At 68.3% G+C, this 25,660-nt stretch carries 27 protein-coding genes; 15 read left to right on the plus strand and 12 right to left on the minus strand.

From position 1 onward, the window contains the following. Position 1 precedes the first annotated feature (1 nt). Positions 2-1,081: a multiheme c-type cytochrome gene (locus WME73_RS31765; protein ID WP_437911969.1), complete on the minus strand. Its 1,080-nt coding sequence runs from the start codon at positions 1,079-1,081 to the stop codon at positions 2-4. A gap of 170 nt (positions 1,082-1,251) precedes the next feature. Between WME73_RS31765 and WME73_RS31770 the strand changes: the two genes are divergently transcribed. Then, positions 1,252-1,755: a DUF6368 family protein gene (locus tag WME73_RS31770; RefSeq protein ID WP_437911970.1), complete on the plus strand. Its 504-nt coding sequence runs from the start codon at positions 1,252-1,254 to the stop codon at positions 1,753-1,755. A gap of 42 nt (positions 1,756-1,797) precedes the next feature. Here WME73_RS31770 and WME73_RS31775 read toward each other — a convergent pair whose 3' ends face one another. The 8 genes from WME73_RS31775 to WME73_RS31810 all read right to left on the minus strand — a co-directional run bounded on the left by WME73_RS31775 (position 1,798) and on the right by WME73_RS31810 (position 7,576). Next, complete coding sequence (locus WME73_RS31775; RefSeq protein ID WP_437917451.1) at positions 1,798-2,655, minus strand: class I SAM-dependent methyltransferase; 858 nt, start codon at positions 2,653-2,655, stop codon at positions 1,798-1,800. Between the two features lie 64 nt (positions 2,656-2,719). Then, positions 2,720-3,229, minus strand: coding sequence for a hypothetical protein (locus WME73_RS31780; protein WP_437740106.1), 510 nt, complete (start codon positions 3,227-3,229; stop codon positions 2,720-2,722). Positions 3,230-3,387: 158 nt separating this feature from the next. Next, positions 3,388-4,158 (minus strand): hypothetical protein, encoded by a 771-nt coding sequence (locus WME73_RS31785; RefSeq protein WP_437911971.1) that lies wholly within the window; start codon positions 4,156-4,158, stop codon positions 3,388-3,390. 139 nt (positions 4,159-4,297) lie between these two features. Then, positions 4,298-4,771, minus strand: a complete 474-nt coding sequence (locus WME73_RS31790; protein ID WP_437911972.1) for a hypothetical protein — start codon at positions 4,769-4,771, stop codon at positions 4,298-4,300. A 193-nt stretch (positions 4,772-4,964) separates the two neighbouring features. Then, positions 4,965-5,444: a hypothetical protein gene (locus WME73_RS31795; protein ID WP_437911973.1), complete on the minus strand. Its 480-nt coding sequence runs from the start codon at positions 5,442-5,444 to the stop codon at positions 4,965-4,967. Positions 5,445-5,546: 102 nt separating this feature from the next. Continuing rightward, positions 5,547-5,966 carry a hypothetical protein gene (locus tag WME73_RS31800; protein ID WP_437911974.1) on the minus strand — a complete coding sequence of 140 codons (420 nt, stop codon included), beginning with the start codon at positions 5,964-5,966 and terminating at the stop codon, positions 5,547-5,549. Between the two features lie 264 nt (positions 5,967-6,230). Beyond that, positions 6,231-6,755: an alpha-ketoglutarate-dependent dioxygenase AlkB gene (locus WME73_RS31805; RefSeq protein ID WP_437911975.1), complete on the minus strand. Its 525-nt coding sequence runs from the start codon at positions 6,753-6,755 to the stop codon at positions 6,231-6,233. Between the two features lie 248 nt (positions 6,756-7,003). After that, positions 7,004-7,576 carry a hypothetical protein gene (locus WME73_RS31810; protein ID WP_437911976.1) on the minus strand — a complete coding sequence of 191 codons (573 nt, stop codon included), beginning with the start codon at positions 7,574-7,576 and terminating at the stop codon, positions 7,004-7,006. 621 nt (positions 7,577-8,197) lie between these two features. On the opposite strand from WME73_RS31810, the gene WME73_RS31815 reads away from it, so the two are divergent. Genes WME73_RS31815 through WME73_RS31825 form a run of 3 tightly spaced genes read left to right on the plus strand, consistent with a single transcriptional unit; the run spans position 8,198 to position 10,954 of the window. Continuing rightward, positions 8,198-9,544 (plus strand): ATP-binding protein, encoded by a 1,347-nt coding sequence (locus tag WME73_RS31815; protein ID WP_437911977.1) that lies wholly within the window; start codon positions 8,198-8,200, stop codon positions 9,542-9,544. A gap of 1 nt (position 9,545) precedes the next feature. Then, complete coding sequence (locus tag WME73_RS31820) at positions 9,546-10,022, plus strand: hypothetical protein (RefSeq protein WP_437911978.1); 477 nt, start codon at positions 9,546-9,548, stop codon at positions 10,020-10,022. After that, on the plus strand, positions 10,022-10,954 hold the full coding sequence (locus WME73_RS31825) for a tetratricopeptide repeat protein (protein ID WP_437911979.1): 933 nt from the start codon (positions 10,022-10,024) through the stop codon (positions 10,952-10,954). The genes WME73_RS31820 and WME73_RS31825 overlap by 1 nt, the downstream gene beginning before the upstream one ends. Positions 10,955-11,806: 852 nt before the next feature. On the opposite strand, the gene WME73_RS31830 is transcribed toward WME73_RS31825, so the two are convergent. Beyond that, positions 11,807-11,926: a S46 family peptidase gene (locus WME73_RS31830; protein ID WP_437911980.1), complete on the minus strand. Its 120-nt coding sequence runs from the start codon at positions 11,924-11,926 to the stop codon at positions 11,807-11,809. 203 nt (positions 11,927-12,129) lie between these two features. Between WME73_RS31830 and WME73_RS31835 the strand changes: the two genes are divergently transcribed. The 8 genes from WME73_RS31835 to WME73_RS31870 all read left to right on the plus strand — a co-directional run bounded on the left by WME73_RS31835 (position 12,130) and on the right by WME73_RS31870 (position 20,861). After that, positions 12,130-12,258, plus strand: a complete 129-nt coding sequence (locus WME73_RS31835) for a hypothetical protein (RefSeq protein WP_437911981.1) — start codon at positions 12,130-12,132, stop codon at positions 12,256-12,258. A gap of 1,134 nt (positions 12,259-13,392) precedes the next feature. Beyond that, positions 13,393-14,622, plus strand: coding sequence for a DNRLRE domain-containing protein (locus WME73_RS31840; RefSeq protein WP_437911982.1), 1,230 nt, complete (start codon positions 13,393-13,395; stop codon positions 14,620-14,622). A 219-nt stretch (positions 14,623-14,841) separates the two neighbouring features. Next, the gene (locus WME73_RS31845) at positions 14,842-15,030 is read left to right on the plus strand and encodes a hypothetical protein (RefSeq protein ID WP_437740119.1); all 189 of its coding nucleotides are present in this window, start codon (positions 14,842-14,844) and stop codon (positions 15,028-15,030) included. 596 nt (positions 15,031-15,626) lie between these two features. Beyond that, positions 15,627-16,190: a DUF6431 domain-containing protein gene (locus tag WME73_RS31850; RefSeq protein ID WP_437911983.1), complete on the plus strand. Its 564-nt coding sequence runs from the start codon at positions 15,627-15,629 to the stop codon at positions 16,188-16,190. 123 nt (positions 16,191-16,313) lie between these two features. Further along, entirely contained in the window at positions 16,314-17,705 is a 1,392-nt protein-coding gene (locus WME73_RS31855; RefSeq protein WP_437911984.1) for a DDE-type integrase/transposase/recombinase, read from the plus strand. A gap of 64 nt (positions 17,706-17,769) precedes the next feature. After that, a complete protein-coding gene (locus WME73_RS31860; RefSeq protein WP_437911985.1) occupies positions 17,770-18,513 on the plus strand; it encodes an ExeA family protein in 744 nt (247 codons plus the stop codon). A 1,257-nt stretch (positions 18,514-19,770) separates the two neighbouring features. Then, the gene (locus WME73_RS31865; protein WP_437911986.1) at positions 19,771-20,091 is read left to right on the plus strand and encodes an ArsR/SmtB family transcription factor; all 321 of its coding nucleotides are present in this window, start codon (positions 19,771-19,773) and stop codon (positions 20,089-20,091) included. Then, positions 20,088-20,861 carry an SRPBCC domain-containing protein gene (locus WME73_RS31870; protein WP_437911987.1) on the plus strand — a complete coding sequence of 258 codons (774 nt, stop codon included), beginning with the start codon at positions 20,088-20,090 and terminating at the stop codon, positions 20,859-20,861. The genes WME73_RS31865 and WME73_RS31870 overlap by 4 nt, the downstream gene beginning before the upstream one ends. A 64-nt stretch (positions 20,862-20,925) precedes the next feature. Here the strand turns inward: WME73_RS31870 and WME73_RS31875 are convergent, their stop codons facing one another. Continuing rightward, positions 20,926-21,504: a DUF6000 family protein gene (locus WME73_RS31875; protein ID WP_437911988.1), complete on the minus strand. Its 579-nt coding sequence runs from the start codon at positions 21,502-21,504 to the stop codon at positions 20,926-20,928. Between the two features lie 98 nt (positions 21,505-21,602). Next, positions 21,603-21,863: a phage integrase N-terminal SAM-like domain-containing protein gene (locus tag WME73_RS31880; protein ID WP_437911989.1), complete on the minus strand. Its 261-nt coding sequence runs from the start codon at positions 21,861-21,863 to the stop codon at positions 21,603-21,605. Positions 21,864-21,949: 86 nt separating this feature from the next. Here WME73_RS31880 and WME73_RS31885 point away from each other — a divergent pair, with 86 nt between their 5' ends. From WME73_RS31885 to WME73_RS31895, 3 genes are all read left to right on the plus strand, one after another. Beyond that, the gene (locus WME73_RS31885; protein ID WP_437911990.1) at positions 21,950-22,489 is read left to right on the plus strand and encodes a tetratricopeptide repeat protein; all 540 of its coding nucleotides are present in this window, start codon (positions 21,950-21,952) and stop codon (positions 22,487-22,489) included. 156 nt (positions 22,490-22,645) lie between these two features. Then, on the plus strand, positions 22,646-23,986 hold the full coding sequence (locus WME73_RS31890) for an endo-1,4-beta-glucanase (protein WP_437911991.1): 1,341 nt from the start codon (positions 22,646-22,648) through the stop codon (positions 23,984-23,986). A gap of 357 nt (positions 23,987-24,343) precedes the next feature. Then, positions 24,344-25,558 carry a hypothetical protein gene (locus tag WME73_RS31895; protein ID WP_437911992.1) on the plus strand — a complete coding sequence of 405 codons (1,215 nt, stop codon included), beginning with the start codon at positions 24,344-24,346 and terminating at the stop codon, positions 25,556-25,558. Positions 25,559-25,660 lie beyond the last annotated feature (102 nt).

The raw sequence follows: 25,660 nt of genomic DNA on the forward strand, positions 1-25,660 counted from the left end.
CTCATGGTACCGGAGCGAGCGCTGGTCGGCGGATGACAACCGGGCGCGCGCCCAGCGTGCCCGCGGCGAGGACCACCTCGTCCGCGGCCGGATCGACGCCGAAGGCCGCGCCCATCGCGGCGCCCATGCGCTGATAGACCACCTCCCAGCGCACCGCGAGCCCGTCGATGGCGGCCGGGAACACGAGCCGCAGGACGCGCGGCGCCCCCGAGGCGGGAAGGCGCGTATCGCCGGCCGGGACGCGCTCGATGCCTCCTTCGACCGGGCGCACGGAGAACCTCCGCTCGAGGATCACAGGCGCGGCGATGGCCACGATCGCGCCCTCCGCATCGACGGCCGAGGCGCGGACCTCGAGCCGGCGGAACATATCGCCCGTGGGGACGGCGTGCCCCGCCGCGACCACGCGCGCGCTCACCTCGATGGCGTTCGCGCCGCTCCGCGACGCGCTGGCGTCGATCGCGGAGCGCAGCACGGCCGGATCCCCGACCACCGAGAAGCGATGATCGCGGTGCGGTCTCCCGGCGATGCCCTGAACGAGCTGCATGTGGCAATCGCGGCAGGGTCGCTCCGCGAAGCGACCGGAGCGGTGCTCGGCCACGGTGTCCTGCATGGCGACGCCGGGCGCTCGCGGAAAATCGAACTGATGGCAGCGGGCGCAGCCCTCATCGGTCGAGAGCCGCGCGTCGCCACGGACCGCGTGCGCGCCGCCGCGCGCGTCCCGGCCGCGCGCGGCGACGACCTCGCCGGCCACGAGGTGGCAGGTGACGCACCCCACGCCCACCGCTTGCGCGTCCGCGCCGGGGTGGTGGGCCGGATCGGCCTCGGGCGCATGGCAGCCACGACAGAAGGGCAGCGGCTCGATCGCGTAGGACCTCTGGAAGACGCGATCCGTGAACGCCTGCCGGTGCAGCGAGGCGCGCCATTCGGCCGCGATGTCCTCGTGGCACGCCTCGCAACGCTGGTTCTCGATGCGCGCGGAGAAGCCCTGCGGTCTCCCCTGCGGCGCGGGTCCCGGCAGCGGCGGCAGCGGATCGCCGCGCACGCCGGCCGCGGGTGCGAACAGCAGCGCGGCCAGCGCCATGACGGCGGCACCCGCGATACGAGGTGTCCGCCGTTCACCGGAGGCCGTCCGACGCCACCTGCCCATGTTCGTTCAGGATAGCACTCCTCAGGACGACGGACGAAGCTTCGAAGCTCGGCGGATGCGACGCCTCGGTGGACGGCCATGGATCGAGAGCGTACGCTCCGGGAATGGCCGGTCCAGTGGCGTCCGTGTTGCTGCCGTCGAAGATGAGCGCGGAGCGAGTCACCGCGCTTCGAAGTGCGATCTCGCGCATCGCCGATGATGTTCGTGGTGACGACTTCTGGGTTGACCGACGCCCGTTCATTCTGACCGTTGGGCCCGAAGTTCCCGAAGCCATATCCGAGATCCTCGATGCGGGCCTCCCGGAGGTGCTCGGATGGTCGCCAGAAGACGTCGTTTCATTCGCCGCGATGTGCAACGACGACGAAGATCATCGGTTGCTCGCCAGGTTGTGCATCGACCTGGCCGAGGCGGAAGGTGGAGTTATCGACTTCGGTGGGCAGCTGGCGATCGGACCACAGCTGGACGGCCTTCAAGATGACAAGCCCGTCAGGATCGAGAATCCAGGTGGCGTCACGGGCGTGCTGTTCGCGACGGCGCGCTCCCACTACGGAGACGCGGCGCTCGCGCGCTCCTGGCTACGGCACGCGAGCTTCCGCATGGTGAAGTAGATGCAACTCGGATCGGTCCAACGACTGGTTAGACCGCTTGATTCAGGTCGTCGCCACCAGCAATTCCTCTGAATTGTTCGGCGGACGAAGGCCATCCGTCCTGCCCGTGAAGTAGCGCTCTGCAAGCGCAGCGGCCGATACGTGCTGGACCTCTCTGAAACCGGCATCTCGGGCCAGCGCCAGCATCTCTGCCGGCGTGAAGAAGCTGATGAACGGCGTGCCGTTGGCTCTGGCCCCCGCTGCCGCTCGCTCGATCCCGGGACGCACCTCCGGATCCGCCAGCTCGATCGGAAGCATGAACGACATGGCGAGCGTGGAGCCCGGGGCGAGCGCCGCGACCTGGCGCAGCGTCGCCGCGATGGCGTCCCTGGTCAGGTACATGCTGACACCGGTCGACGCCACGACCGCCGGCCGCCCCGAGTCGAAGCCCGAGGCCGCCAGCCGCTCCCACCACGCGTCGCCTGCCTCGAAGTCGACCGGCACGAGCCGCAGGAACGATGGAACGCCGAGCCCGAGGTCGAGGAGGCGCTGGCGCTTCCACGCCTGGGGGCTGGGCCGGTCGATCTCGAACACGAGCAGGCGGGAGGCAAGCTCCGGCCGACGCTGGGCGAAGGTGTCCAGGCCCGCTCCGAGGATGACATACTGCCCGACGCCACGGGCGGCTTGCTCCGCGACGAGATCTTCGACGAAGCGGGCGCGGGCCAGGATGGAGGCGCGGAAGGGCCGCGTGAACGGGCTCATGTCCGGACGGCCGCGCCACCCGTCGTCCGGAGCCGCCAGCTTCAACCCGACGTCGTCTTCGAACACGTGCGGCGGCGCATCGGCTTCCACGTGCAGCGCACGCCACAAGGCGACCCGAACCGCCGTGTCGTCTGGCGCCGCCGCTTGTTCATCCTGCATGACGTACTCTCTCCTGGTTTCTGATTGTTGGCGGTCTAACAAAATGAAAAAACGTGCGGAGCTTCTACGTTCCTCGGAGAATGGCGTCGATCCGGGACTCCGCCCACTCCCGGACGCGGGAATTTCGCGGCAGCAGCGCGGCGATGCGGTCGTTCGGCGGGTAGCCTGAGTCGACCCATGCCTCGGCATGCTGTCGCCAATGCGACGAACTTTCGAGTGCGAGGACGAGGAGATGGTCGAACGGAAATGTGCGAAGGACCTTCGATGGGACACCCTGGCTTGCGAGGCCCTGATCCATCATAGATAGGACCGCCGGGCGGTCGAACTCGAGCATCGGCATGAATCCCACAAGGTTCTTCGGCGGCGCAACACGCAGGCCATCCGCGTACTGCGATGTCCACTCGCCAGAATCGATCAAGCCGATCGCGTGCTGAGTCGGATTGAATCGAGCGGAATATTTCACAACAGGCAGCCACTTGCACGGTTCGCCCGAGCCGTCGATTGTCTGAGCACACCAGCGCTCCGCATCTGCGCGGCGCAACAACTCGCGGACGTTGGAGATTGACAGGGGCATCGGTCTCGATATGTGGAGCATACCAGGCCCAGGCGCGCGCGCCCAGGTCGCCCCGACCCGTCCTCGTAGTGCGCGGCACACTCGGGAGGATCAGGACCGCTCGGCGTGGGCGACCTGCCGGTCGTCGAGGCGGGCCCATCCGGGATCGAGCGCTCAACCTATTTCCTTCCGAGCAGCGAGTCGATCACCCAGCACCCGCGGACGTGCGGCCCGTCGCCACGGCAGTGGCCGAGCACGTCGGCGTCGTCGCACCCGGCGTCCAGCAAGGCGTCGGCCAGGATCGGCATCGGCCCGAAGACGCGGCTCTCATACATCTGCCGAGCCAGCCCGACGGCCGTCGAGGTCCGCCAGCGCGGGTCGAATGCCACCGCGCGGAACGGGTTGCCAAAGATGTCGCGGAGTACGCCGGCCTGAGCGCGCTCTTGCGCGGCGCTGCTGGCGGAGAATGAAGCATCCTCAGGCGCGGCGCCAGGATTGGCAATGGCAGCAGCTGCCAGACAAGCATTGGACGAGGCGTAGTACGCGGCCTTCGGAGCTTGTGGCCGAACCACCTGAAAGCTCAGGGCCAGCGCGTCGTGCGTCGGCTGGAGCGAGATACGTTCGGCCCCATGGGACGCCCGCCACCTACCCTCCAGAGAGTCGAGCGCCTGCCGGACCAGCGCCTCGGCTGCCTGGAGTTCCTCCTGCGTGACCAGGCCATCGGCGTGACGGCTCGCTGTTTCCACTGCTGCTTCTGCGAGCTCATCGGGGAGCAGGGCGCGCACGCGGTAATAACATGCACAGGCGAACAGCCGCATCTTGCGGTCACTCCCCCTGCAGGCCGGAAACGTCTTGATGTCCACGACCCGCAGCTCTTTCGGACCGAGTCCGAGCAGGAAGCGGAGCATGGGGTTGGTCCGAGTACACACCAGCCATTCCGTCTCGGTCATCTGGCAACCTCCGTCCAGCCTCTTCCCCGACGCGACAACGAGCATTCCTCGCACTCCGCGGACCTGACGGGTCGGCGTTCACCCGCGCCGGGCCGAGGAAGTGAAGCGACCGAGATCAGGCGTCGGGTGCACCGCCAGGTCAGCGAGCTTCGTCACCTCGCTCCAGGTCCTCTGGCTCGATCGAAGCGCCAACGAGGTCAGCCGACCGGCGGACCTCGGCTTCGGCGACGAATCCCGCGTGATAGAGCCGAACGAGAAACTGCCGGACCGCGCTTCGAACAGCCTCGCGCGCAGCGGCGAGGTCTTCGGATGGGACACGACGCGGACGGTCCGGGGTCTGCGGACCGAATTCACATGCGCCGCGGCAGACTGGGCAGTATCTCGTGATCTTTGTGTCGTGCTGCCGCACCCACGAGCGCTGCGCGTCCTGGAGTTGTCGAAATCGATGCTGATACTCGTCAATGGCTCGGATCGCTGCCGCCGCTTCAGCGATCCAGAAAGCAAGATTTGCATGATGTCCCGCCAACTGGTGAACGTGCTGGGTCGCGAACCGGCCGACCTGCTTTGCGATGAGCTCGGCGCGCGCGATGGAGTATGGCTTCGAGGGCGGCATAGGGGACGGTCTGGCTCCAGGTGGGCGACGTAGGTCGCGCTGACGGCTGGCCGGCCTGCTGGGTGGCCGCCTTTTCTACCATTCAACCGACACGATCGACGCTGCGGAGTGCGTGTCCGGCCAAAGGGAGCGTGTAGCACATTCTCGGCATCAATCCCTCTGTTGCCCAGCGGCGGGTCGGCCTTCTTGGTCGTCATCGATCGACCTGCGCTTTCTGAGCTGTGACCAGCCGGGTCAGCGCTTCCATATCAAGCTCTGGGAAGGGCTCGCGAAACCTCTCGCTGAACTGTGACGCCGGCAAGCACGTCTGGAGTCGCCGAAGCGCGCGCCAGAACGTCAGGACGATCGCTGTCGCCGCTCCGTGGAACTCCAGGATTGGCGCCGGAGTCAGCGTCCGAAATCGATCCCGGAACATCCGGAGGCTCAGGACGGACACCGTAGGGCCCTCCGGCACGATGGTCAGCTCGAGCTCCGCTGGCTCCAGAAGGAACGTGACGCGGCGCGATGGTCTACCGCCCAGCGCGTCGCAGAGGGCGGAGCAGAGATCCGGCAACGTCGGGTAGATGTGCGAGAAATTCTCGTGTACCCGCTGATCCGCGGTCCGAATCTCTACTGCGAGCCATCCCGCCGAGGGCTCATCGAACGCGACATCAAGCCTCGGTAGCTTGTTCATCGGAACCTGCTCACCCTCGCCCCAAGGTCAACGCCGCAGTTCAGCGGCGGCTCAACGAGGAGTCATGTACAATACCGTATCACCGTCCACTACAACTGCATGTTATCCGCTGGTTGCCCGCGACGCTGGATGCCCTGTGGCCGCGAGCGCCGCCGCTGCCGCAAGCTTGTGGATAGCCTGCCAAGGCGGCCCGATCGATCGGCCCATCGCGGACAGAAGATCGTTCACGTCATCGCGGCCGAGCGCCGTTGCAGCGTCGCGAAAAACGCGCTCGCGGTCGTACCAGTGCACGGACCAGCCGCGCGCCTCGGCTGCGGCCGCGAGGGCCTCGCGATACATGACGGAGTCGGCGACGGTCTGCGCGCGATTGTCGGCGATCCGCTCCTCGGTCGTCGGCGGGAGCTCGGGGCACACGCGGATCGCGATGCGCGCGATCGGCACGGGCACCGCCGCGGCCAGCGCCTCGAGGCCCTCGCGTCCGCCGCGCGCGGCGGACGCTCGCACGCGGTCGACGAGCGCCACGGCGTCGGCAAGCGAGAGCGCTCGCGCTCCCGGGGTGTCGAGGTAACGGCCCACCGCCCACGACCCTTCGTGGTGATGCGGGTGCGTCGGCAAGCCCTCGGTAAGGTCGATGCGCCGGCGATCGAGGAGCTCGCCGCCGGGCGCGAGAGTGACGAGCACCGCCGAGTTGCCGTGCTCGGCGACGCCGACGGTCGCGGTTCGCTGCGTTCGTCCTCTCGCCACGTCTTCCTCCTTCGGGGGCGCGCCCCGGCGGCTACCGCCATTTCAAAGAGATAGGAATCGGAATGTGAGGCTGATCCGCGGGCCCGCGGCGTCGACGGCGAGGACGGCATGCTGCCACCCCTCCTGAACGCTGGCGCGCATGATCAGGAGCGAGCCGGGCGCCAGGGCCATGTCGTGCGTCTCGTCCCGGCGAAGGCTCCGGCGGAAGGTGAGGACGCGAGGCGCGCCCAGCGACAGGATCGAGGTCGTCGTTCCAGCGACGACGCCGGCGCTGGAGTCCGAGTGAAAGCCCATCTTCGCCGTCCCATCGGCATAGAAGTTGGCGAGGCAGTTGTTGATCGGATGCCCCACCACGCCGGCGAGGCGGGCCGCGAGGTCCTGCACGAAGGGCGGCATCTCGCAGTCCGGGTAAGAGATGCCTGAGTAGTTGTACGCCACCCCGCACGAGGCGGTTCGACGTGAATGCATCCGGTCGTCCCACGAGAGATTCCGCTCCGCCATGTCGAACATGGCCGCGGGATCCGCGACGAATCCCTCCAGGTACTGAACGTCCAGGTCTTCCGGCATGAGTCGCAGCGATCGATAGAGTACAGAAGTGGTCCCCGCCCGTCCAACGGCCTTCCGCTCGCGGCGCGCAGCGGTGCGCGGCGGCGCTGCCCAGGGCCGTCTACGGGCGCGGGGGACATCGTAGCGGGGGGCTCAGCGCCGGCGCTCGCACCGCGCCGGGCGGCACGACGCGGCGGGGAGACACCGTGCTCTCGTCGTACAGCGCGCCCTCGAAGCGCGCGGCGTCCACGTACGCGCCTGGTGACCCCTCATGGCGCCGCGTCCGTTCGGCCGTAGTCGAGCTGCCGACCAGTGTAGAGATCCGCTTGGATCAACCGCACGTATTCCGTGGGGAATATTCCTACGATCTGCCCCCGCACATCGGCAGGATAGCCGTACACGACGAACATGTCACCCTCATGGATCTTCTCGGGAATGGACTCAAACGCTTCAAGGGGCATGGACCATGCTGCCCTGATGGTCCCCTCCCCTCTCGGGGAGAGGAAGTAACGAGCCCGCTGAAGGCCAGAGTCTTCGATCCAGTCAAAGTACCGATGCTCGATGTCGAACCGCAGCACCGTGGCGTCGTTCTCCTTCGACACCTTGTACGATCGCAAGACGCCCGCCCAGGCAACCAGTGTCTTGCCGTATCGGTCAGGACTGCCGCGGACGTCGTCCGGATGAATATCCCTCGTTGCTCGATCGAAGACCGCGGCTTCTTGGTCCGACACCGGGCGGTACGGGCGCGAGCCAGGCGCGAGTGAGGGCAGGCGGCCCGAGCGGGCCAGGAAGGCCAGTCCGGCAAAGCCGACGCATCCGACCGCAAGGGATACCGCGAGCACTCGTCGGCCAGTCAAATGTCTCTCACCTGCGCAGAGCGATTCCGGTTCAACGTGGCACGCGTGGCCATTCGATACGCTCCACCTGGTCGTCGCGCCTCTGTCGGCCGAACCATCCGTCGATTGGTCAACCGGAGCCGCCGGACCAGGTCTGTAGAGATCGTCGCCTTTCGTGCCCTCCCCCACGAAAAGTCTCACGGATCGGCGCTGCGTCACAAGGCCCAAATGCTGTCCAGCGCCGCAGGGTAGGAACTTCGGTTCGGAGGGGATATAAAGATCCGTCGAACAACGGCGCCAGCCGCCTTTTCTGGAGGCCGCGGGCGCCTGGAGGGGGCGCGGCGGACGCGCAGCCGGAGGCGTCGCGCGGCGTCGCGCCTGGATGACGCGGCGCGGCCGCCTGATCGGGAGGTTTCCAGCAGATGCGCGGCGAAGGAGTGACGCAGGGGTGTGGCAGCTCGCGCACCTCGATAGACCGGCGGCGAAGGCGACCTCTCGCACCGCGCGCTGGAGCACCGTCTCGTGCGGATGATTCCACCGCCCCCGACACAGCGGCGCGCCCGCACGAGGGAGCAAAGGCGGAGCCCATAGCAATCTCGAACGCGCTGCGGTATGGGTCATAGCCGGGTGGACAACGCGACTCTGGCCTCGCTCCGGGCGGCGCTCGCCGCCTCCCCTCGCAACGTGGATCTCCTCACGGTCGTCGTGGCGGCGCTCGTCGAGCGCGGCGAGGCCACCGAGGCGGCTCGGCTCGTGCGCGACGCCGGAGCGGCGCTCTTCGAGCGCCCCGAGCAGCGGCGCGCCGCGGCCCGCGCCCTGTTCGCGGCGGGTGATCTCGAGCGGTCCCTCGAGCTCACGGACGCGACGGACGGCGAGACGCAGATGCTCCGGGCGCGCGTCCTCCACGCGCTCGGCCGTCCGAAAGAGGCTGTCCAGGCATACCAGGATGCCGTCGCCGAGAACCCGACGCTCGAGGACGTCGACCTCAAGGCGCTGCTCGGGGCGCGCATACGCGAGATAGTTCCGGCCGGCGAGCGCCCGCGCATGCGCGTCATTTCGAACGATGACACCGACGCGCCGGTCATGGCGCGCCTGCTCCACCCGGAGGCGAAGGCGGTCACGTTCGCCGACGTCGGCGGCCTCGCGGACGTCAAGAAGCAAATCGAGCGCCGCATCATCATGCCCTTCCAGAAGCCGTCGCTCTTCCAGCGCTTCAAGAAGCGCGTCGGCGGCGGCATCCTCCTCTATGGCCCGCCGGGCTGCGGCAAGACGCTCCTCGCGCGCGCGACGGCCGGCGAGTGCAAGGCCGGGTTCTTCAACGTCGCCATCCACGACATCCTCGACATGTACATCGGCGAGTCGGAGCGAAAGCTCCACGCCATCTTCGAGAAGGCCCGATCGAGCGCGCCGGCCGTGCTCTTCTTCGACGAGCTCGAGGCCCTCGCCGGCAAGCGCCAGCACACGCGCGAGGCGACGAGCGCCAAGCTGGTGAGCCAGTTCCTCGCCGAGATGGACGGCTTCGCCCAGAACAACGCGGGCGTCCTCATCCTCGGCGCGACGAACGTCCCCTGGGCCGTCGACGCCGCGTTCCGCCGCCCCGGTCGCTTCGACCGCGTGCTCTTCGTGCCGCCGCCCGATCGAGAGGGGCGCGAGGCGATCCTCCGCCGCCTCCTCGACGTCCGCCCCTCAGCGCGCGATATCGACGTGGCGGCGCTCGCCGCGAGGACGTCCGGCTTCTCGGGCGCAGACCTCGAGCACCTCGTCGAGACGGCAAGCGACGAGGCCATCGAGGCCTCGCTCGGCGAGAAGGCCGAGGTGCCCATCGCGGAGGCTCACCTCGTGGCCGCGCTGCGCGACGTGAAGCCGACCACCCTGGAGTGGCTCACGACGGCGCGCAACTACGCGCGTTATGCGAACGAGGCCGGGCAATACGACGAGGTGCTCGACTTCCTCAAGCGCCACGGGAAGGGCTGACGTGGGCGCCGCCTACACCATCGCCGACGAGCCCCGCCCGGGCCGGCTCGCCGAGTACACGGTGAACCCGTTCTGGCCGCTGCTCACGACGATGCTCGCGGGGAGCTGGGCCGGGCTGCCGTGGTTCATCTTCAACGGCAAGGCCATGGGCAGCGCGGGCTTCCGGCGAGAAGCGCTCATCGCCGCGCTCACGCCGGCGGCGGCGGTCGTGCTCGCCCAGGTGAGCGCCTCGGTCATCTCGGCGCTCCACCTGCCCGATCGATCGCTCGCCTATGCGTTCGTGATCATCACCGCGGCGAAGCTCGGCGCAGCGTACTGGCTCTATATGTCGCAGCACCGGAGCTTCGGGATCTACGAGTATTTCGGCGGGCGCGTCCGCCAGGGCGCCGCGGTCGCCATCGCGGCCGCCATCGCCCGGGATCACGTCGTGCGCGCCGCGTTCGAGGCCTCGAACTGGCTCGGGATCGTGGTGATGTGATGGAGGGGCAAGACGACGCCGACCGCGCGACCGACCTGGGGGTGAGCGCGCTGAATCGCGGGCAGCTGCCAGCCGCGATCGACTGGTTCCGCCGGGCGCTCACGCTCGATCCGGATGCGCCGCGCGCACACGCGCTGCTCGCCGTGGCCCTCCTGCGGCTGAAGCGGCTCGGGGCGGCGCTCATCGAGGCGCAGACGGCGCGCGGGCTCGCCCCCGAGTCGCCGCTCGCGCACCTGGTCCTCGGCCGCGTCCTGCTCGCGCACAGGAAGCCGAGCGAGGCGCGGGAGCATTTCGAGACGGCCCGTGGCCTCGATCCGTCGGAGCCCGCGCCGCTGCGCGGCCTCGCCGCCGTCGAGCGGTACCATGATCGCGACGATCGCGCCGCCGAGCTCCTGACCCAGGCGCTCGAGCTCGACCCGGAGGACATCGAGACGCTCGTCGCCCTCGGCGATGCGCACCTCGCGCGCGGCCGCGTCGACGACGCCGAGCGCTGGGCGCGCGCCGCGTTGGAGGCCGAGCCCGAGCACGCCGACGCGCTCGTCCTCATGGGGCACGTGCTCCTCCGGCGCGGGGACGTGAGCGGCGCGCGCGAGCACGCGGTCTGGGCGATCCGCGCCGACGTGAGCGATCCGGACGCGCTGAGGCTCCTCGCCGCCATCAAGGCGCGCGAGAGCTTGCTCCTCGGCCTCTGGTTCCGGGTGAGCTCGGTGCTCGCGGGGCTCGGTCCGAGCGCGATGCTCGTCCTGCTCGCCGCGTACGTCGCGCAGCGCTTCCTCCGCCTCGCCCTCGAGGACCTCGACCGCCCGGCGGGCGCCCAGCTCATCGGGTATGCCTGGCTCGGGATATGCGTCTATTCGTGGGTGGCGCCGGGCATCTTTCAGCGAATGCTCCGGCGCGAGCTCGACACCGTGCGCCTCCGCGACGACTTCTGACCTGCCGGCCGTCGCGGTCCGCCGCAGGGCGAAGCGCGGCCGGCACCAGACGCCTGTTGGGCAATCGGCACAACGCATGACAGCTCGCTAGAATACCGACCACGTTGATCAAGCGAGAAATAAACCGCCAAGACGCCATGAGACGCCAAAAAAAAACAAAAATCTTGGCGTCTCATGGCGTCTTGGCGGTTCGAAATTCTGCGCTTTCCAGGCAGTTTCAACCCGCTTGTCGCTCTAGCCTGGATTTTTACAGAGATAGTTCGGCTAACAGCGCAACCAGTGACCGCTCGCCCGGCATGATCGCTGATAATTGCGGCGCTGGCTCGAGCTTGCGGACGGGCGGGCCAGTCAAGGCTGGCGCGGAAGCTGAACTGGTGCGCATACCGTCAAATGTACGATCGGTAAATCTTACCGATGCTCCAGGGCACTCTGGACGCCTGTCGCGCCGATCCACTACAAAATACGGTACAAGTGGCGCTTCTCTCCTGCCTGTTGGCGCCCGGCTCGACACGTGGCCCAGATGCCTTATGTAGCAGTGGGATTTTTCGTGATGGGCGCACCAGCTCGATTAACGGGCCCAACTCGCTTCTTCTTGGAACCCGGGAACCCGAGCAAGTTCGATACCGCCAGTACGAAGCGTTGCGCGACCAGTTCGTTGCGATGCCCGTCGTGGTCCCCTGGTAGGGACGAGTTTCGCTCCAGGTCGCGTTCCCCTGCCCGGCGTCAGATCGCCTTTGTGTTAACCGATCTTCTGCTGTAAAAATCCAGGCTAGCGGCGCTCAGTCGATGACGCGCCGGCGCTCGCCCGGCGACGCCGGCGCGTGACTTGCGCCGGCGACGCCGCGGCTGCGCTCAGTCGATGGCCGGCTTGCCGCCCATCTCCTTGAGCACCGCGTCCGCGCCCGACACCGCGTCCATCACCCACTCCATGTAGCGGTGATCGACGTGGATGGTCCGGGTGATCGACGGCATGAAGAGCCAAGGCGGGCCTGCGTCCGCCGTACCGGCCCCGCGGCGTTCCGGCGCTTCGGGCACAGCGAAATCCTTAGAAGCACGCTTCGTGCAACTTCGCAGCCGTTGCCCCTGCTCCCCGCGATCGCCCTTGTTCGTCCTATCCCCTCGAAATCGATGTAACTCGGTGCCGAAAGTGTCACGCGCGGATCCGCATCCTCTGCGTGATCACCGAGCGCGCCACGATCACGAAGTTCCTCGAGCACCTCGGCATGCCGGTGGACCCTCCGCCGGTCAAGCGAGGGCGAGACCCTACCTGGAGCGAGGCCCCGCCGATCGGGGCCGACATGTAGACGACGACCCGGCATGCCGCGCGTCAGGCGGAACGCTCTCGAGCAGGCCCGGGTGGCGAGATCCGCCCGAGGAGCCGTCGATGCCGGACACGGTGCGCTGCGGGGTCGTGCGTGACGGCGTTTGGACGAGCTCAGCGTGGTGTAGACAATATTACACAGCCGAGTGACCTCGTTGGATCTGTTGGTTTTTTGTAGGCGGATCAGTGGATCGTACTTTCTGGACGTTATGTCAACTGCCGGTCGTTGGCGGGAAATTCTTGACAGGTCGGAATGGCTTTGCGCGGGTTTTGCTCTGCAATCCAAGGCTCGCCTCGACGAAAGCAGGGCGCCAGCCCTTCCGCAGGTTCGCTGTCATGAGCTCGCTCGGCTCGACCTCGCCCTCACGGCCAGCCTGGTCCACCTGCCCCGAGCTCGAGCCCCCAGCGGAGCGCCCCTCCGCCGTCGCCCACGTTTCACGTGAGGCACCGCGCGCAGCTCGTGTCCGGGCCGCCGCAGGCGCCCGCGCAGCGGGGCGAAGCGCCTGGACACGAGCGAGCACGGTGCCACCGCCCGCAGGCGACGGCGGAGATGCGCCGACGTCACCGGTGGGACCGGTGCGGTCGGCACCTGCGAGGATCTGCGGGGACGAGGTTGCGGACGCCACGTTCCCAACATGCCTATCCTCTCCAGGCGGCCACCCGTGGTGCCCGGCATGATGGCGCCCAACTGGACAGGCGGCACGACCCCCTACGTCCACCAGGGCACCTTCGCCAGGGTATACGCGGCGGCTCGCAGGCGGCGCTTTGACGAACCGCGCAAGCCGCTGAGCCCCCGCCCGAGGAGCGCGAGGCCTACGAGGCGTGCAAGCACCCGGTCGTGGCGAGCGCGCGTGGCGAGCGCGCCGCCGCGTCGAGGCGGGCAGCGGCGCCACCCACGGCACGCGGACCGCCAGCTCGGAGCGCCCACGGACCGCACGCGGCGGCGCCGTTCAGCCCGTGGCGACGGGCGTATTTGCCAGGGATCTGCTCAGCTCCGCAAAAATCGGTGAGGCGATGAGATCGCACGGCCGGCACGCACGTCCAAGTGCCAACCAATGCCGGAGAGTCGCAGGCCGAGGTGCCCGCGACCCCGGCGACTTAACGAAGGAGATCTCGAATGAAGATCAAGGCGCACCATTCCATCGTCCCTGCGTTTGCATTGGCTTGCATGACCTCCGGCTGCGTAGCGGCGAGCGGCCCGACCGACGAGCTCGACAACGCGATGGGCGAACAATCTGCTGCGCTCGTGACGTGCGACGTGCCGACCGGCAACCGCGTGACGAACGGAAGCTTCGAGTCGCCGGCGCTGTGGTCGGGCAGCTGGGCCACCCGGCCGTCCATCCCTGGCTGGAGCGCGGCGTACGGTGCGATCGAGGTCCAAAATCATGTTGTGGGCGGCGCCGCGAGCGGCAACCAGCATGTGGAGCTCGACGCCCAAGGTCCCAGCGCCATCTATCAAGAGATTGCGACGGTCCCGGGCGCGACCTACCAGCTCAGGTTTGCCTTCGCCGCGCGCCCCGGCAGCGGCCCGGACGAGAACGTCCTCGCCGTCGTCTGGGACGGTCAATTGATCGACACCCTCTCTACGGGCAGCGCTGCGTGGGCCTATTACACCTATCCGGTCATCGCCTCCGGCGCGACCACGCGCGTGCAGTTCGAAGATCATGGCATTCCGAGCACCCAAGGCACCTTCCTCGACAATGTCTCCCTGGTCGCCGCCGACACGGACGCGGACGGCGTCCTCGACGCGTGCGACAACTGCCCGACCGTGGCGAACCCCACCCAGCTCGACTCAGACGGTGACGGCGCTGGAAACGCGTGCGACCTCGAGTGCGTGGTCGTGCAGCGGGGCACCTATGGGAACGTACAGGACTCGCATGTACAGCCCCAGGTCTCGGGCTGGGCGTATGGCGCGTATCCGTACCTCATCACGAGATGGGACGCGCAGGCACCGCAGCTGGCGGCGCTTGCCTTCGATGTGTCGTTCATCCCGCTCGGGTCCCGCATCACGTCTGCGTCCCTGTCGCTCTCTCATAGCTGGAAGTCGAGCAGCAGCGTTGTCGAGGTGCACCGGATGAGCGGCGCGTGGGACGAATCGACCCTCAATGCAGCCAATTTACCTGGGTACGACGAGCCGGCCTTTGCCTCGCTCACCACGCTCGCGCAGGCGGACGCGACCGTGTCGGTCGATGTGGCGCCGCTCGTCCAAGCCTGGGTGGACGACGCTCAGGCGAACCACGGCATCGCGCTGCGGGACACGAGCGGCAGAACCGACTTTCGGGCAAGCGAACATACGTCGGTCGCGCGCAGGCCGAGCCTCGGTGTCTGCTACTACGCGGCGGAGTAACCGCGCCGGGCCGGAGGGCGGAGCGCAGCAAGCTCTGTCGAATGTTTGGGCACGGGCGCTTCGCATCGACGAGGCAGAGTCGCCAAGCTCAGCGCCCTGCCCTCGTTGAGGCGATTCAGGATGCCGCGGAGCTACTGTTTTGGCATTGCTGCCCGTCTGGCAGCACGGCGTTCGAGGCCGGCTTCAAGAAGCACAATCCGTTCTTCATGCTCCTGTAACGTGACGCCGCTCCCTCAGCCCAACACGCGAGGCATTCTCGCCGAGGACGACCTGCCCGAGCGCGTGTTCGGCGCGGTGGAGCGCGGCGCGAAGGTCACGACGGATCTCTCCGACGGCTGGGATCACAAGCCGTACCTGGAGCGTCCGCTCGCCGAGGTCCGGGCGGAGATCCATGTCGATCCGGCGTGAGCTCCGCCTATCAGGGGATCCACGGAAGCGGGCCAAGCGGAGCCCCGCACTCCCTTGCTACCCCTTCGACCACCCGCTCATCGCCCGGTAGGCCGAGACGGACTCTTCGATGACCTGCATGGCGTGGTATTACCGCGCCCTCCCAGTAGTGGAGTTCGCCCCGATATTGATCCCTGTTCGTGATGGCTATCTCCTGAGTGGCCTGTGCCCGTCCATCAGGGAGTCGGTGCGGATCAGGGAGAGGGAGCCGGGGTGGATGCAGAGCCTCCGCCGTCGACCGGTGCTCGCCGTTCTGCATTCCCCGTACCCACCAAAAATTCTCACAAAAACCTCCGCCTCGCGGTCTCGCCGCTTCGATCCTCATGCATTCCGGAGCCGTGTCACAAATTATCACTCCACTTTGCACCACGTCAGCGCCGCCGCTGACGTAAGGCCGGGGCCGATGGAGCGGAGCAGCGGCGCGGAGCCGGCCACAAAATAGGCGACGAGGGGATGCGTGTTGTGGCGACCCGTCTTCCCCTCGTCGTGCTCCGAACACCGTGCAGGAGCGGAGCTCATGCAGGATCGTTCAAGCCGATGTCGATATCAAGCGCTGGATGACGGCGGTGCCAGCGGTTCACTACCTGCGGCCGGCGCGCTGTCCCTGTTGCGACGCGGCCGGCCGGCCCGTCGACGGCCCGCTGAGGATGCGCGGCCACGGCCTGCGCGAGCGTCAGGTCTACGGCCCGCTCCAGGCCGGTGGCGCTCCGCAGCTGGTCACGGTGCACGCCCGGCGCTATCGATGCAGCGCCTGCGGCGCGATCGTGGTCGTGGTGCCCCGCGGGCTGCTGCCCCGGCGTCGCTACACCGCGTCGGCGATCGGCTGGGTGCTCGCTCGCGTCGGACTCGACGGCGCGACCACGCCGACTGTCCGCGCCGAGGTCTGCAGCTGCGCGATCGTGGGCGTCGCGGCCGCCGAGCGGTGGCTCGCGCCGTCGCGATGGATTGAGGCCAGTCGCCGCGGACAGCTGTTCCCGCGGCTCGGACGTCACGGCGCGGAGAGCACCCGCGTGCAGATCGCCGAGCGCACGGCGATGCAGCTCGTCGCGCTGTCGCCCCGGGGCGACGCGGGCGAGCGCGCCCCTCACCTGGCGTTCCGCGGCGCCGCGCTCGCAGCATGATGCCCATCTGCCGGCAAACGCGGGCTCCGGCGACTCCACCACATAGGATCGGGCACGGCGGCGGCAAGATGAGGCACTGGGTCCACACGGGTCGTCGAAACGCACCCGTGGAAAGGACCGTTCGTGGACATCCTCAAATCCAAAGATCACTCGGAGGAAATCGCCATTTTCCGCCATGGCGTCATCGGGCACATCTGCGCTCGTGATCTCGAGCACGGCGACCTCGCTGAAGCCCTACGCGACCTCTCGATCCAGCGCCTGCGCCCGCCCGGCGGCGCATGCACGCGCTCCTTCTCGGTGCCGACCCTCGAGCGCTGGCTCTATGCCTATCGCCGGCGAGGGCTCGAAGGTCTCCGCCCTCGCGCCCGTAGCGACCGCGGGCGCGGCCGCGAGCTCGATGCCGTGCTGCGGCAACTGCTGTGCGACATCCGGCGGGAACACCCGGCGGCCTCGGTGCCGCTCATCCTGCGCACGCTGCGCGCCGACGGACGCCTGTGCGCCACGGTCAGCGCCTCGACCGTGCGTCGCCTCTTCCGCCAAGAGGGGCTCGACAAGATCCCGCAGCGTGACGGCAAGGGGCCGACGACTCGGCTCAAGTGGCAAGCCGACCACCCAGACGCGCTCTGGCACGGCGACGTCTGCCACGGCCCGACACTCCATCTCGCCGGGCGCAGGGTCCCCGTGCGAATCCACGCCCTGCTCGACGATGCCTCACGTTTCATCGTCGCCATCTCGGTCGAGAGCGACGAGAAGGAAGACACCATGTTGCGGCTGCTCGTCCGCGCCCTCCGACTCCAGGGCGTTCCAAGCGCGCTGTATCTGGACAACGGTGCGACCTACCGTGGCGACGCCTTGCGCCTCTTCTGCTCGCGCCTCGGGATCACCCTGCTTCATGCGCGCCCCTACGACCCGCAGGCGCGCGGCAAGATGGAGAGATTCTGGCGAACGCTTCGAGAGAACGTGCTCGACCACCTGGGCTCGATCACGTCGCTGGAGGACATCTCCTCTCGTATTCAGGCCTTTGTCGACGTCCACTACCATCCGTCCCCGCACGCCGGACTGATGGGGCGCGCGCCCGGGCTCGTGTACGCGCCCGGGCAGCGCGAGGTCGACGCCCTTTCCGAGGCTCGCCTGCGCGAAGCGCTCACGCTGCGGCAGCGCCGGCGCGTGCGCCGAGACACGACCGTTTCGGTCCGAGGGCGGCTCTACGAGCTCGATCACGGCTACCTCGCCGGCCGTGTCGTGATCGTCGCCTACTGCCTGCTCGACGAGCCTCTCGCCCCGGTTGTCGAGATCGAGGGGCAGCGCATCCCGCTTCGCCTCGTCGACCCGGTACACAACGCGCACGTCAAGCGGCCACCACGCCGTGTCACGAAGAGCGGCGAGTCGCCCGCGGGGCAGCCGGTCGCCTTCGACCCGGCCGGCGCCCTGCTCGTGAAGAGCGCGCGCGATGCGGCTCTGGCGCCCGGCGCGGACGACGTCGATACCGAGGAGGATCTCGATGCGATCTTCTGAGCTCGGCTTCTTCGGCCTTCGCACGGCCCCCTTCTCCAAGGAGCTCGACGATGCCGAGCTGTGGTTGCCCACGTCGAAGCAGGTGCTCGTCGACGATCTCGAAGCCGCGCTTCTTGAGCGCGCCAGCGTGCTCCTCGTCGGTGAGCCGGGCGTCGGCAAAACGTGTGTGCTTCGGGCCTTGCGGCACCGGCTACCACAGGCTGGATTTCGCCTGACCTACTGCCACAATGCGACGCTCGGCCGGCGCGACTTCTACCGCTACCTCTGCCATGCGCTCGGCCTGCAGCCGACCTCGAGCGCCGCGAGCCTGTTCCTCGCGGTCGAGCGGCACGTCCACGAGTTGCGCAGAGACCAGGTGCATCCGGTGTTTCTGCTCGACGAGGCCCATCTGCTGCACCCGGACATGATGGCGCATTTGCATATCCTGTTGAACCACGAGTGGGACAGCCGTGCTCTTCTGTCGATCCTCCTTGTTGGCCTGCCGGAGCTCGAGGGCCGCATGGCGTTACGCTCCCACCGCTCGCTGCTCACGCGCATCCACCACCGCTTTATGATCGAGCCAGCCACGGTGGAGGACACGGTGGAGTACGTGGCCTTCCGCCTGAAGGGTGCCGGCGCGGACCACGAGCTCTTCTCGCGCGAGTCGCTCGCCGCCCTGCATGAGCTCGCGTCGGGCTCGCTGCGCGAGATTGACCGCCTCGCCGCGGCGGCGATGCGCGAATCGGCCCGCCGGAAGCGCAAGCTGGTCGACCGCGACGCGGTGGCCCGCGTCGCGGAGACGCTCACGCTCTCCTCGTCGCTCGGCTAAACGGCGGCGCTCAGCCCGCGAAGCTCGTCGGCCTCGCGGGCCGAGTCGTGTCAGGTCCACGATGGCCATCGCCTCGCCGCGACGGACGGTGGCCGGCAGGATGCCCATCGCGCCGTGCGACGTCGGGGCAACACCCGCAATGGCCGTCGCCGGACGGAGCCCTGCCGAACGGCCGCGAGATGGCCATCATCGAGGCGGGGCGCGGTGCCATAAGCCAGTCGGCTCGGTAACACGTGGTCCCGACCGTACATCGTGCCCATCTCTGCGAACTTGTCCGCGGCGAGCAAGAGCCGGCCGACCCGACCGAGCTACCCTGGGTGAACTCCCCGATCATCGTGCGACTGTACGGATCACTTCATCCGCCCGAAAAACCTCGGCAAAAGCCCCACACGCACCCATGGAATGGCTTTCGCTGCGCCCCGACGCGCTGACGGCGCAGAATCGCCTGTTTGTGGAGGAGATCGCACGATGGCAAAAGCAGAAAGCGAAGTCGCTGGGCATCATCGGTGGCGAGACGGGCTCTGTGACCCTCGTGCAGCGATTCAACAGCCCACTCGGTAGCTTCGTGCACCTGCACGTCGTTGCGCTAGCCTGGATTTTCACAGCAGAAGATCGGTTAACACAAAGGCGATCTGACGCCGGGCAGGGGAACGCGACCTGGAGCGAAACCCGTCCCTACCAGGGGACCACGACGGGCATCGCGACGAACTGGTCGCGCAACGCTTCGTACTGGCGGTATCGAACTTGCTCGGATTCCCGGGTTCCAAGAAGAAGCGAGTTGGGCCCGTTAGTCGAGCTGGTGCGCCCATCACGAAGAATCCCACTGCTACATAAGGCATCTGGGCCACGTGTCGAGCCGGGCGCCAACAGGCAGGAGAGAAGCGCCACCTGTACCGTATTTTGTAGTGGATCGGCGCGACAGGCGTCCAGAGTGCCCTGGAGCATCGGTAAGATTTACCGATCGTACATTTGACGGTATGCGCACCAGTTCAGCTTCCGCGCCAGCCTTGACTGGCCCGCCCGTCCGCAAGCTCGATCGAGCCAGCGCCGCAATTATCAGCGATCATGCCGGGCGAGCGGCCACTGGTTGCGCTGTTAGCCGAACTATCTCTGTGAAAATCCAAGCTAGGCGAGCTGGTGCGGGAGCAGGGGGCAGCTCTGCCGACGTTGCGCGGCGGGCGACCGGCGTGCGGGGAGCTTTCGAAGCGCTTGACAAGCTCAGGCCACCGCGATACTGGTAACCCACTGGTTACCTATATGTCGCCCGCGAAAGCCGACATCGATGTATTTTATGTCATCGCCGATCCAACCCGTCGCGCGATCCTCGATCGTTTGCGCGCGGGTCCTGCCCCGGTGAACGAGATCGCGGCCGACTTCTCTCAGAGCCGCCCCGCGATCTCGAAGCACCTGCGCGTGCTCAAGGCATCGCGGCTGGTGACCGAGGAGAAGGTCGGGCGCGAGCGGCTCTACACGCTGCGACCCGCGCCGCTGCAGAAGGCGATGGCTTGGCTCGAGGGCTACCGCGCGTTCTGGGGTCGCAATCTCGAGTCGCTGAAGCGTTACCTGGAGGATACATGACAGCCAAGAACTCCCGAGCCCGTTCGATCGCCGATGTCGCGCAAGGGACGATCCTCGCTCGCATCGAGATCGCCGCGCCGCCAGAGCGCGTCTTCCGCGCGCTGACGACCGACGAGCTGACGAAGTGGTGGGGTTCTGCGGAGATGTATCGCACGACCGCCTTCACGATCGACCTTCGCGCCGGAGGGGCCTGGCGGACCGACGGCGTGGGGGCAGACGGGAAGCCATTCCATGTCGGCGGCAAGGTTCTCGAATTCGATCCGCCTCGAAGGCTCGTCCAGACATGGGAACCGTCATGGGATGCGGACGCGCCCCCGACGACGGTCTCCTATCTCCTCGACTCCATCGAGACGGGTACGCGCCTCACTGTCCGACACGCTGGATTTGGCGCTCGTGTGACATCGTGCGAGAGCCACGCGACAGGTTGGGAGCGCGTTTTGGGTTGGCTCACGAACCACGTCGCACCGCAACCGGAGCCGCGCTTCTTTCTCTGTCGGCTGCTCCCGTCGCGCGCGACCTTCATGCAGGACATGACGGCAGATGAGCGCGCGGTCATGCAGGCGCACGGCAAATACTGGCGCGGCAAGCTCGCCGAGGGCCACGTGATCGCCTTCGGACCGGTCGCCGACCCGGCGGGCGGATGGGGCGTCGGCATCGTTGCTGTCCGCGACGAAGCCGAGCTCCGTACATTCCAGAGCGAGGATCCCGCGATCAAGTCAAACATCGGCCTGCGGTACGAGGCGCTGCCCATGCTCACGGCCGTGTACTGACGGCTGATGCGGCGCTCCGAAGGGGACGTGCGCACGCGCGGCCAGCGGACCACTCGCGCGCGCATCAGCTGACCTCGCTGGCGCCGAGGTCGTCCAGGAAGGCCATGGCACGCGCTACCCGCGCCACGCCGCGTCCTGGATCCAAGGCACCCAACTCCCGGCCGTGCTCGGACACTCTCCAGATCTCAGGAGCCTTCAGAAAGGGCGCCGCGCGATTCGCGGCCAGGCGAGCGTCGAGCCATACCAAGGATCCCACAGCCCACTCTTGATCGTACTCGCGATCACCGACCGGCAAGTACGACTGGAGATAGAGTGTCAGCGCATCGGATGCAGGTAGATCCTGGTAGCGCGCGGTCGCGACAGAGAAGCCCTGTCCCGCATAGCAAGTCGCGCTAGCGAGCAGTCTCTCGCCGATCACGCCTCGAAACGCGGGGAGCCGACGGGCCGCGATGATCCATGCCGCCGTGAGCTGCTCGCGCCACGATCCGTTGAGCCAGTAGCCGAGCTCGCGCTCGGGGAGAGACGTCGCCGCATCCAAGAACTGCTGCGCGAACGCATGCCGCCGCTCCGGCGGCTCGTCGAGGAAATTCGCGTGCAGAAGGAGCAGGTAGAGTGGGGATCCGTACCTTGACCAAGCGTCCATCGGGAAAGTCCGGCTAACTATCAATCGATTGGCCAACCGAAGCCGGCAGACCAGGTCTGTCCAGCTCGTCGCCTTTTGTGCCCCCCTCACGAGAAATCTCACGTGTCGGCGCTGCGCTGCAAGGCCCAAATGCCACCCAGCGCCACAGGGTAGACCTGTCCAACACCGCCGACAGCACCGCAGCGAGGCGCGCGGGGCGCTTCGCTCGGGTGAAATCGAGGTGCTGCGCGAGGGGCGAGCGCTAGGACGTGGGTGTAGAGGAAGTTGATGGCGGCGAGGGCCTGGCTCTGCGTCGAGGCGCTGACGTGCTGGTCGGTCGCCAGTCGCGTGAGGAACGTCGCGCGGACGGCGGCGGCCATCGCACCTGGGCGGCTCTCCCCTTCCTTCGCTCTGCGCTCGCTCCGCCCGCTACCGCCGGCCGCTCCTCCGCGCTACGTTCGCCGCCGTGGACGCCCCCCGACCGTCCGGCGCTCGCCGCGCGCTGCTCATCGGCCTTCCCGTCGCCGCGCTCGCCGCGGTGGCCTTCCTCTTCGTGGATCGCGACGAGCGCCCCGCGCCGAACGCGCGCCCGCCGAGCGCCGAGTCCCGCGCAGCCCGCCAGCCGCAGCGCCGCGATGAGGCGCCCGTCGTCCCCCCCGCTCCCCCGCCGGCCGCTGCCACCGTGAGCGCCGCAGCACAGGAGTCGGAGCCGGCGCCGGACACCGACCCCGAGGCCAGCATCATCGACCGCATGCGCGCCGCCTTGACGACCAACCCCGAGGAGGTGCTCCGGCTCGACGACGAGGCGTCGCGCGACTTCGGCGACAGCCCCCGCGCCGCCGAGCGCGGCCTGCTCCGCGTGCGGGCGCTCGTGCGCCTGGACCGGATCGGCCAGGCCCGCAGCCTCGCGGAAGACCTCATCGAGCGCTACCCGGACGATCCCTCGGCGAAGAGTGCGGCCGCGTACATGGGGATCCACCCGAGGCCGCGCGGGCCGTCCAGGTAAGCAGCGATACCGCGGGTGCCCTTCGAAGTTCACGTGATCTTCATCAGGGCCGCTGCGACCACGATCTTGTAGCAAGAGCAGAACGTTGCGCAGTGAGTCACTGAACCGATTAAGAGTTCGGGCTGGTCCGGCGCGCGTTTCTGGTGATAATCGGGCATGCGCAACTGGCTTCTTCTTTTCGGGGCTCTCCAGCTCTCCGTGGCTGGATTCGGCTGTGGCGACGGATCGGACGGCGGCGGCGAGGGCGGCGCCGGCGGCGAAGCGGGGGACAGCGGCCCCGCCGGGAGCAACTCCTCGGGCGCCGGCACTCCGGCGGGCTCGGGTGCGGGCGCCGGCACATCCACAGGCTCCGGCGCGGGCGCCGGCGAGCCCACCGGCGGGCCCGCGAGCACGGGCAGCGGCGATCCCGTGGCCGGCAGCAGCACCAGCAGCGGGGGAGAGCCCAGCGAATGCGCCGGCGCCGACGAGGACGAATGTCCGTTCGAGCCAGGGGTCGAGATCGCCTGCCGCCTTCGCTTCATGTACGGCGTGAACTACGCCTGGCGCGACTTCGGCGCCGATTTCGGCGGTCAGTCCAAGTGGAGCCAGGCGGGCATCTCGGGCAAGAAGAGCCAGGTGCTCGCCGACCTGCAGGACATGCGCGCCAACGGCGTGGACGTGGTCCGCTGGTGGATCTACCCCCGCTTCTACGGGGACCAGATCAACTTCGATGGACAGGGCAACCCGACCGGGCTCGGCGGCACCTCGACGCAGGACATCCTGGCGGCGCTCGAGCTCGCGGACCAGGCGCAGGTCAACGTGATGTTCACGCTGTTCTCCTTCGATGGCTTCTACAAGACATCGCACAACCCGCCGAACGGCCTGTCGGTCGCGAGCATGGGGCCCATCGTCGCGGACGCGGGCCGGCGCGCCAAGCTCATCGAGAACGTCGTCCGCCCCATCGCTCGGACGGTGGCGTCGAGCCCGCACCGCGACCGGATGCTGGCCTGGGACGTCATCAACGAGCCCGAGTGGGCGATGACCGGGCCGAGCCTCTACGGCGGCGACCCGGCGTTCGAGGGGGACTCCAGCAAGTTCGATCTCGTCACACACCAGCAGATGGAAGCGCTCGCCAAGGAATCGGCCGCCGTGCTGAGGGGAGAGACCGGCGCGCCCGTGAGCGTCGGCAGCGCCGCCATCAAGTGGGGTCAGGCGTGGACGCGCTCGGACGTCGACTTCTACCAGGTCCACATGTACGGCTGGGTCAACGACTACTTCCCGTACAACAAGCCCCTCTCCGAGTACGGCCTCACGGACAAGCCGGTCGTGATGGGCGAGTTCCCCATCAACATGGCCGAGATGGACGTGCGCTACGACAAGTTCGTCGGCGACCTCTACAACATGGGGTATGCGGGCGCCCTCTCGTGGTCGATCACCGATCCGAACTTCTCGTGGTCGTCCAACAAGACCGCCGTGAAGGCGTTCGCCGATCAGCACCCCTGCGAGACGCGCTACTGAGCGCCGGGTGAGCGCCGCTGCCTGCGGTGCTCATCTTCCCTGCTTCCCTGTTCCCCGCTTCCCTGCCCCGGATCCGAGCTGGGCCGCTGGGCCGGCCCAGCGAGCTCGTCCTCGACGACACGAGCCGCGCCAGCGTGACAGCTTGCCCCAGCGTGTGGCGCATTGTCGCGCGGCGGCGCGATCCGGCCGCGAGGCCGTCTGTCGGGGCGCCGGCGCTCTCGACCGGGTTTCAACTGGGCACGTCGGTTGCTGAACGGGCGGAAACGGGTGGAAACGGGTGAGCCCGCTGCTCACGGAGGTGACCGCCTTCGTGAGGCTCGAGAGTCGTTCACCAGCACCCAGAGGAGGGAGAGCGAGATGGCACGAGATCGCTACGAGGGCCGGGATTTCCGTGACGAGGGGCCACGCGACGACTGGCGTCACCGGGACGAGCGGTGGCGCGCGCCGCGGGACGACGATCAGCGCGGATTCCGCGGTCACGAGGGGGACCGCGACGCGTTCGAGCGAGGGTCGTACAGCCGCGGCAACTACGCGAACCAGAGCGGCGGCAGCCGGCAGGCAGAGCTGGGCCAGCTGCCGCGGCCGTACGATCAGCAAGCGCGGGGAGACGGCAGAGACCCGTGGAGGGCGGGCGGCCAGCACGCACGGGACGACCGCGGCGGCTCCGAGAGGCGCTGGCAAGAGCAGGGTGGCGCCGGCGCGCAACGCTACCGCGAGCCCGAGCAGCGCCGCGCCTACGGACAGGACAGCCCCTCGTGGGAGCGGATCGGCGGGCGTGACGATCACTTCAGCGGGCGGGGCGCCGAGGACGAGCGAAGAGGGTTCGGCTCCATGCAGCGAGGGCGCGACGAGAACCGCGGCTATTACGGCCGCGACGCGGGCCGCGGCTTCTCCGGACCGGACGAGGACCAGGGCCGCGGCGCCTACGGCCGCCACGACCGCGGCCGCGACGAGGAGGGCCAGAGCCGGCGCTACCAGGGCGACGACCACGGGCGAGACGACGACCGGGACCGCGGCTATGCGCGAGACGACCATCAGGGCCGCGGCTATGCACGAGACGACTATCAGGGCCGCGGCTATGCGCGAGACGACTACCAGGGCCGCGAGCGCTACCAGGGCCGCGACTACGGGCGAGACGATTACCAGGGCCGCGAGCGCTACCAGGGCCGCGGCAACACACGAGGCGACCACCTGGGCCGCGAGGATCAGCATCGCAGCCACGGCTACGGGCGCGGCGAGGACCAGGATCGATATCGAGGCGGCGACGAGAGAAACGCCCCTGGCCACCATGACGTTCGAGGCGACCACGGTCGCGGATACCAGGGCCGCGGCGAGGAGCGCGAGGACCGCGGTCGCAGCGAGGAACGCGGCGGATACGGCGGCATCTACAATCGCCCGGAGCGCCGGCCCGGGTTCGGCCGCTTCATGGGCGACGAGATCCCGCAGGGATACTCGACCCGCGTCCACGAGCGCGACGACGTGCGCGCCTCGCAAGGCCAGGGCCACGAGCGCTCCCCCGCCGAGGACGGCGGCCGCTCCAGGTACCAGCGCCAGGACCGGACCTGGAACTGAGATCAATCGATCTCCACAGCTCGACGCCCGCGCTGCGGTGTCTGTCCCTGCGCGCAGGAGGAGATTGGAGTTGTCCGCGTCACGGACCTAGAGCATCCTCGC

It is taken from the genome of Sorangium sp. So ce302, assembly GCF_051530145.1.
GTDB lineage: Bacteria > Myxococcota_A > Polyangia > Polyangiales > Polyangiaceae > Sorangium > Sorangium cellulosum_B.

Excerpts from the sequence above, each read along its gene's own strand:
- WME73_RS31765 (WP_437911969.1), bottom strand. The coding sequence starts at position 1,081 with ATGGCGCTGGCCGCGCTGCTGTTCGCACCCGCGGCCGGCGTGCGCGGC.
- WME73_RS31770 (WP_437911970.1), top strand. The coding sequence starts at position 1,252 with ATGGCCGGTCCAGTGGCGTCCGTGTTGCTGCCGTCGAAGATGAGCGCG.
- WME73_RS31775 (WP_437917451.1), bottom strand. The coding sequence starts at position 2,655 with ATGCAGGATGAACAAGCGGCGGCGCCAGACGACACGGCGGTTCGGGTC.
- WME73_RS31780 (WP_437740106.1), bottom strand. The coding sequence starts at position 3,229 with ATGCCCCTGTCAATCTCCAACGTCCGCGAGTTGTTGCGCCGCGCAGAT.
- WME73_RS31785 (WP_437911971.1), bottom strand. The coding sequence starts at position 4,158 with ATGACCGAGACGGAATGGCTGGTGTGTACTCGGACCAACCCCATGCTC.
- WME73_RS31790 (WP_437911972.1), bottom strand. The coding sequence starts at position 4,771 with ATGCCGCCCTCGAAGCCATACTCCATCGCGCGCGCCGAGCTCATCGCA.
- WME73_RS31795 (WP_437911973.1), bottom strand. The coding sequence starts at position 5,444 with ATGAACAAGCTACCGAGGCTTGATGTCGCGTTCGATGAGCCCTCGGCG.
- WME73_RS31805 (WP_437911975.1), bottom strand. The coding sequence starts at position 6,755 with ATGCCGGAAGACCTGGACGTTCAGTACCTGGAGGGATTCGTCGCGGAT.
- WME73_RS31825 (WP_437911979.1), top strand. The coding sequence starts at position 10,022 with ATGGAGGGGCAAGACGACGCCGACCGCGCGACCGACCTGGGGGTGAGC.
- WME73_RS31830 (WP_437911980.1), bottom strand. The coding sequence starts at position 11,926 with ATGCCGTCGATCACCCGGACCATCCACGTCGATCACCGCTACATGGAG.
- WME73_RS31840 (WP_437911982.1), top strand. The coding sequence starts at position 13,393 with ATGAAGATCAAGGCGCACCATTCCATCGTCCCTGCGTTTGCATTGGCT.
- WME73_RS31850 (WP_437911983.1), top strand. The coding sequence starts at position 15,627 with ATGACGGCGGTGCCAGCGGTTCACTACCTGCGGCCGGCGCGCTGTCCC.
- WME73_RS31865 (WP_437911986.1), top strand. The coding sequence starts at position 19,771 with ATGTCGCCCGCGAAAGCCGACATCGATGTATTTTATGTCATCGCCGAT.
- WME73_RS31870 (WP_437911987.1), top strand. The coding sequence starts at position 20,088 with ATGACAGCCAAGAACTCCCGAGCCCGTTCGATCGCCGATGTCGCGCAA.
- WME73_RS31875 (WP_437911988.1), bottom strand. The coding sequence starts at position 21,504 with ATGGACGCTTGGTCAAGGTACGGATCCCCACTCTACCTGCTCCTTCTG.
- WME73_RS31880 (WP_437911989.1), bottom strand. The coding sequence starts at position 21,863 with ATGGCCGCCGCCGTCCGCGCGACGTTCCTCACGCGACTGGCGACCGAC.
- WME73_RS31890 (WP_437911991.1), top strand. The coding sequence starts at position 22,646 with ATGCGCAACTGGCTTCTTCTTTTCGGGGCTCTCCAGCTCTCCGTGGCT.
- WME73_RS31895 (WP_437911992.1), top strand. The coding sequence starts at position 24,344 with ATGGCACGAGATCGCTACGAGGGCCGGGATTTCCGTGACGAGGGGCCA.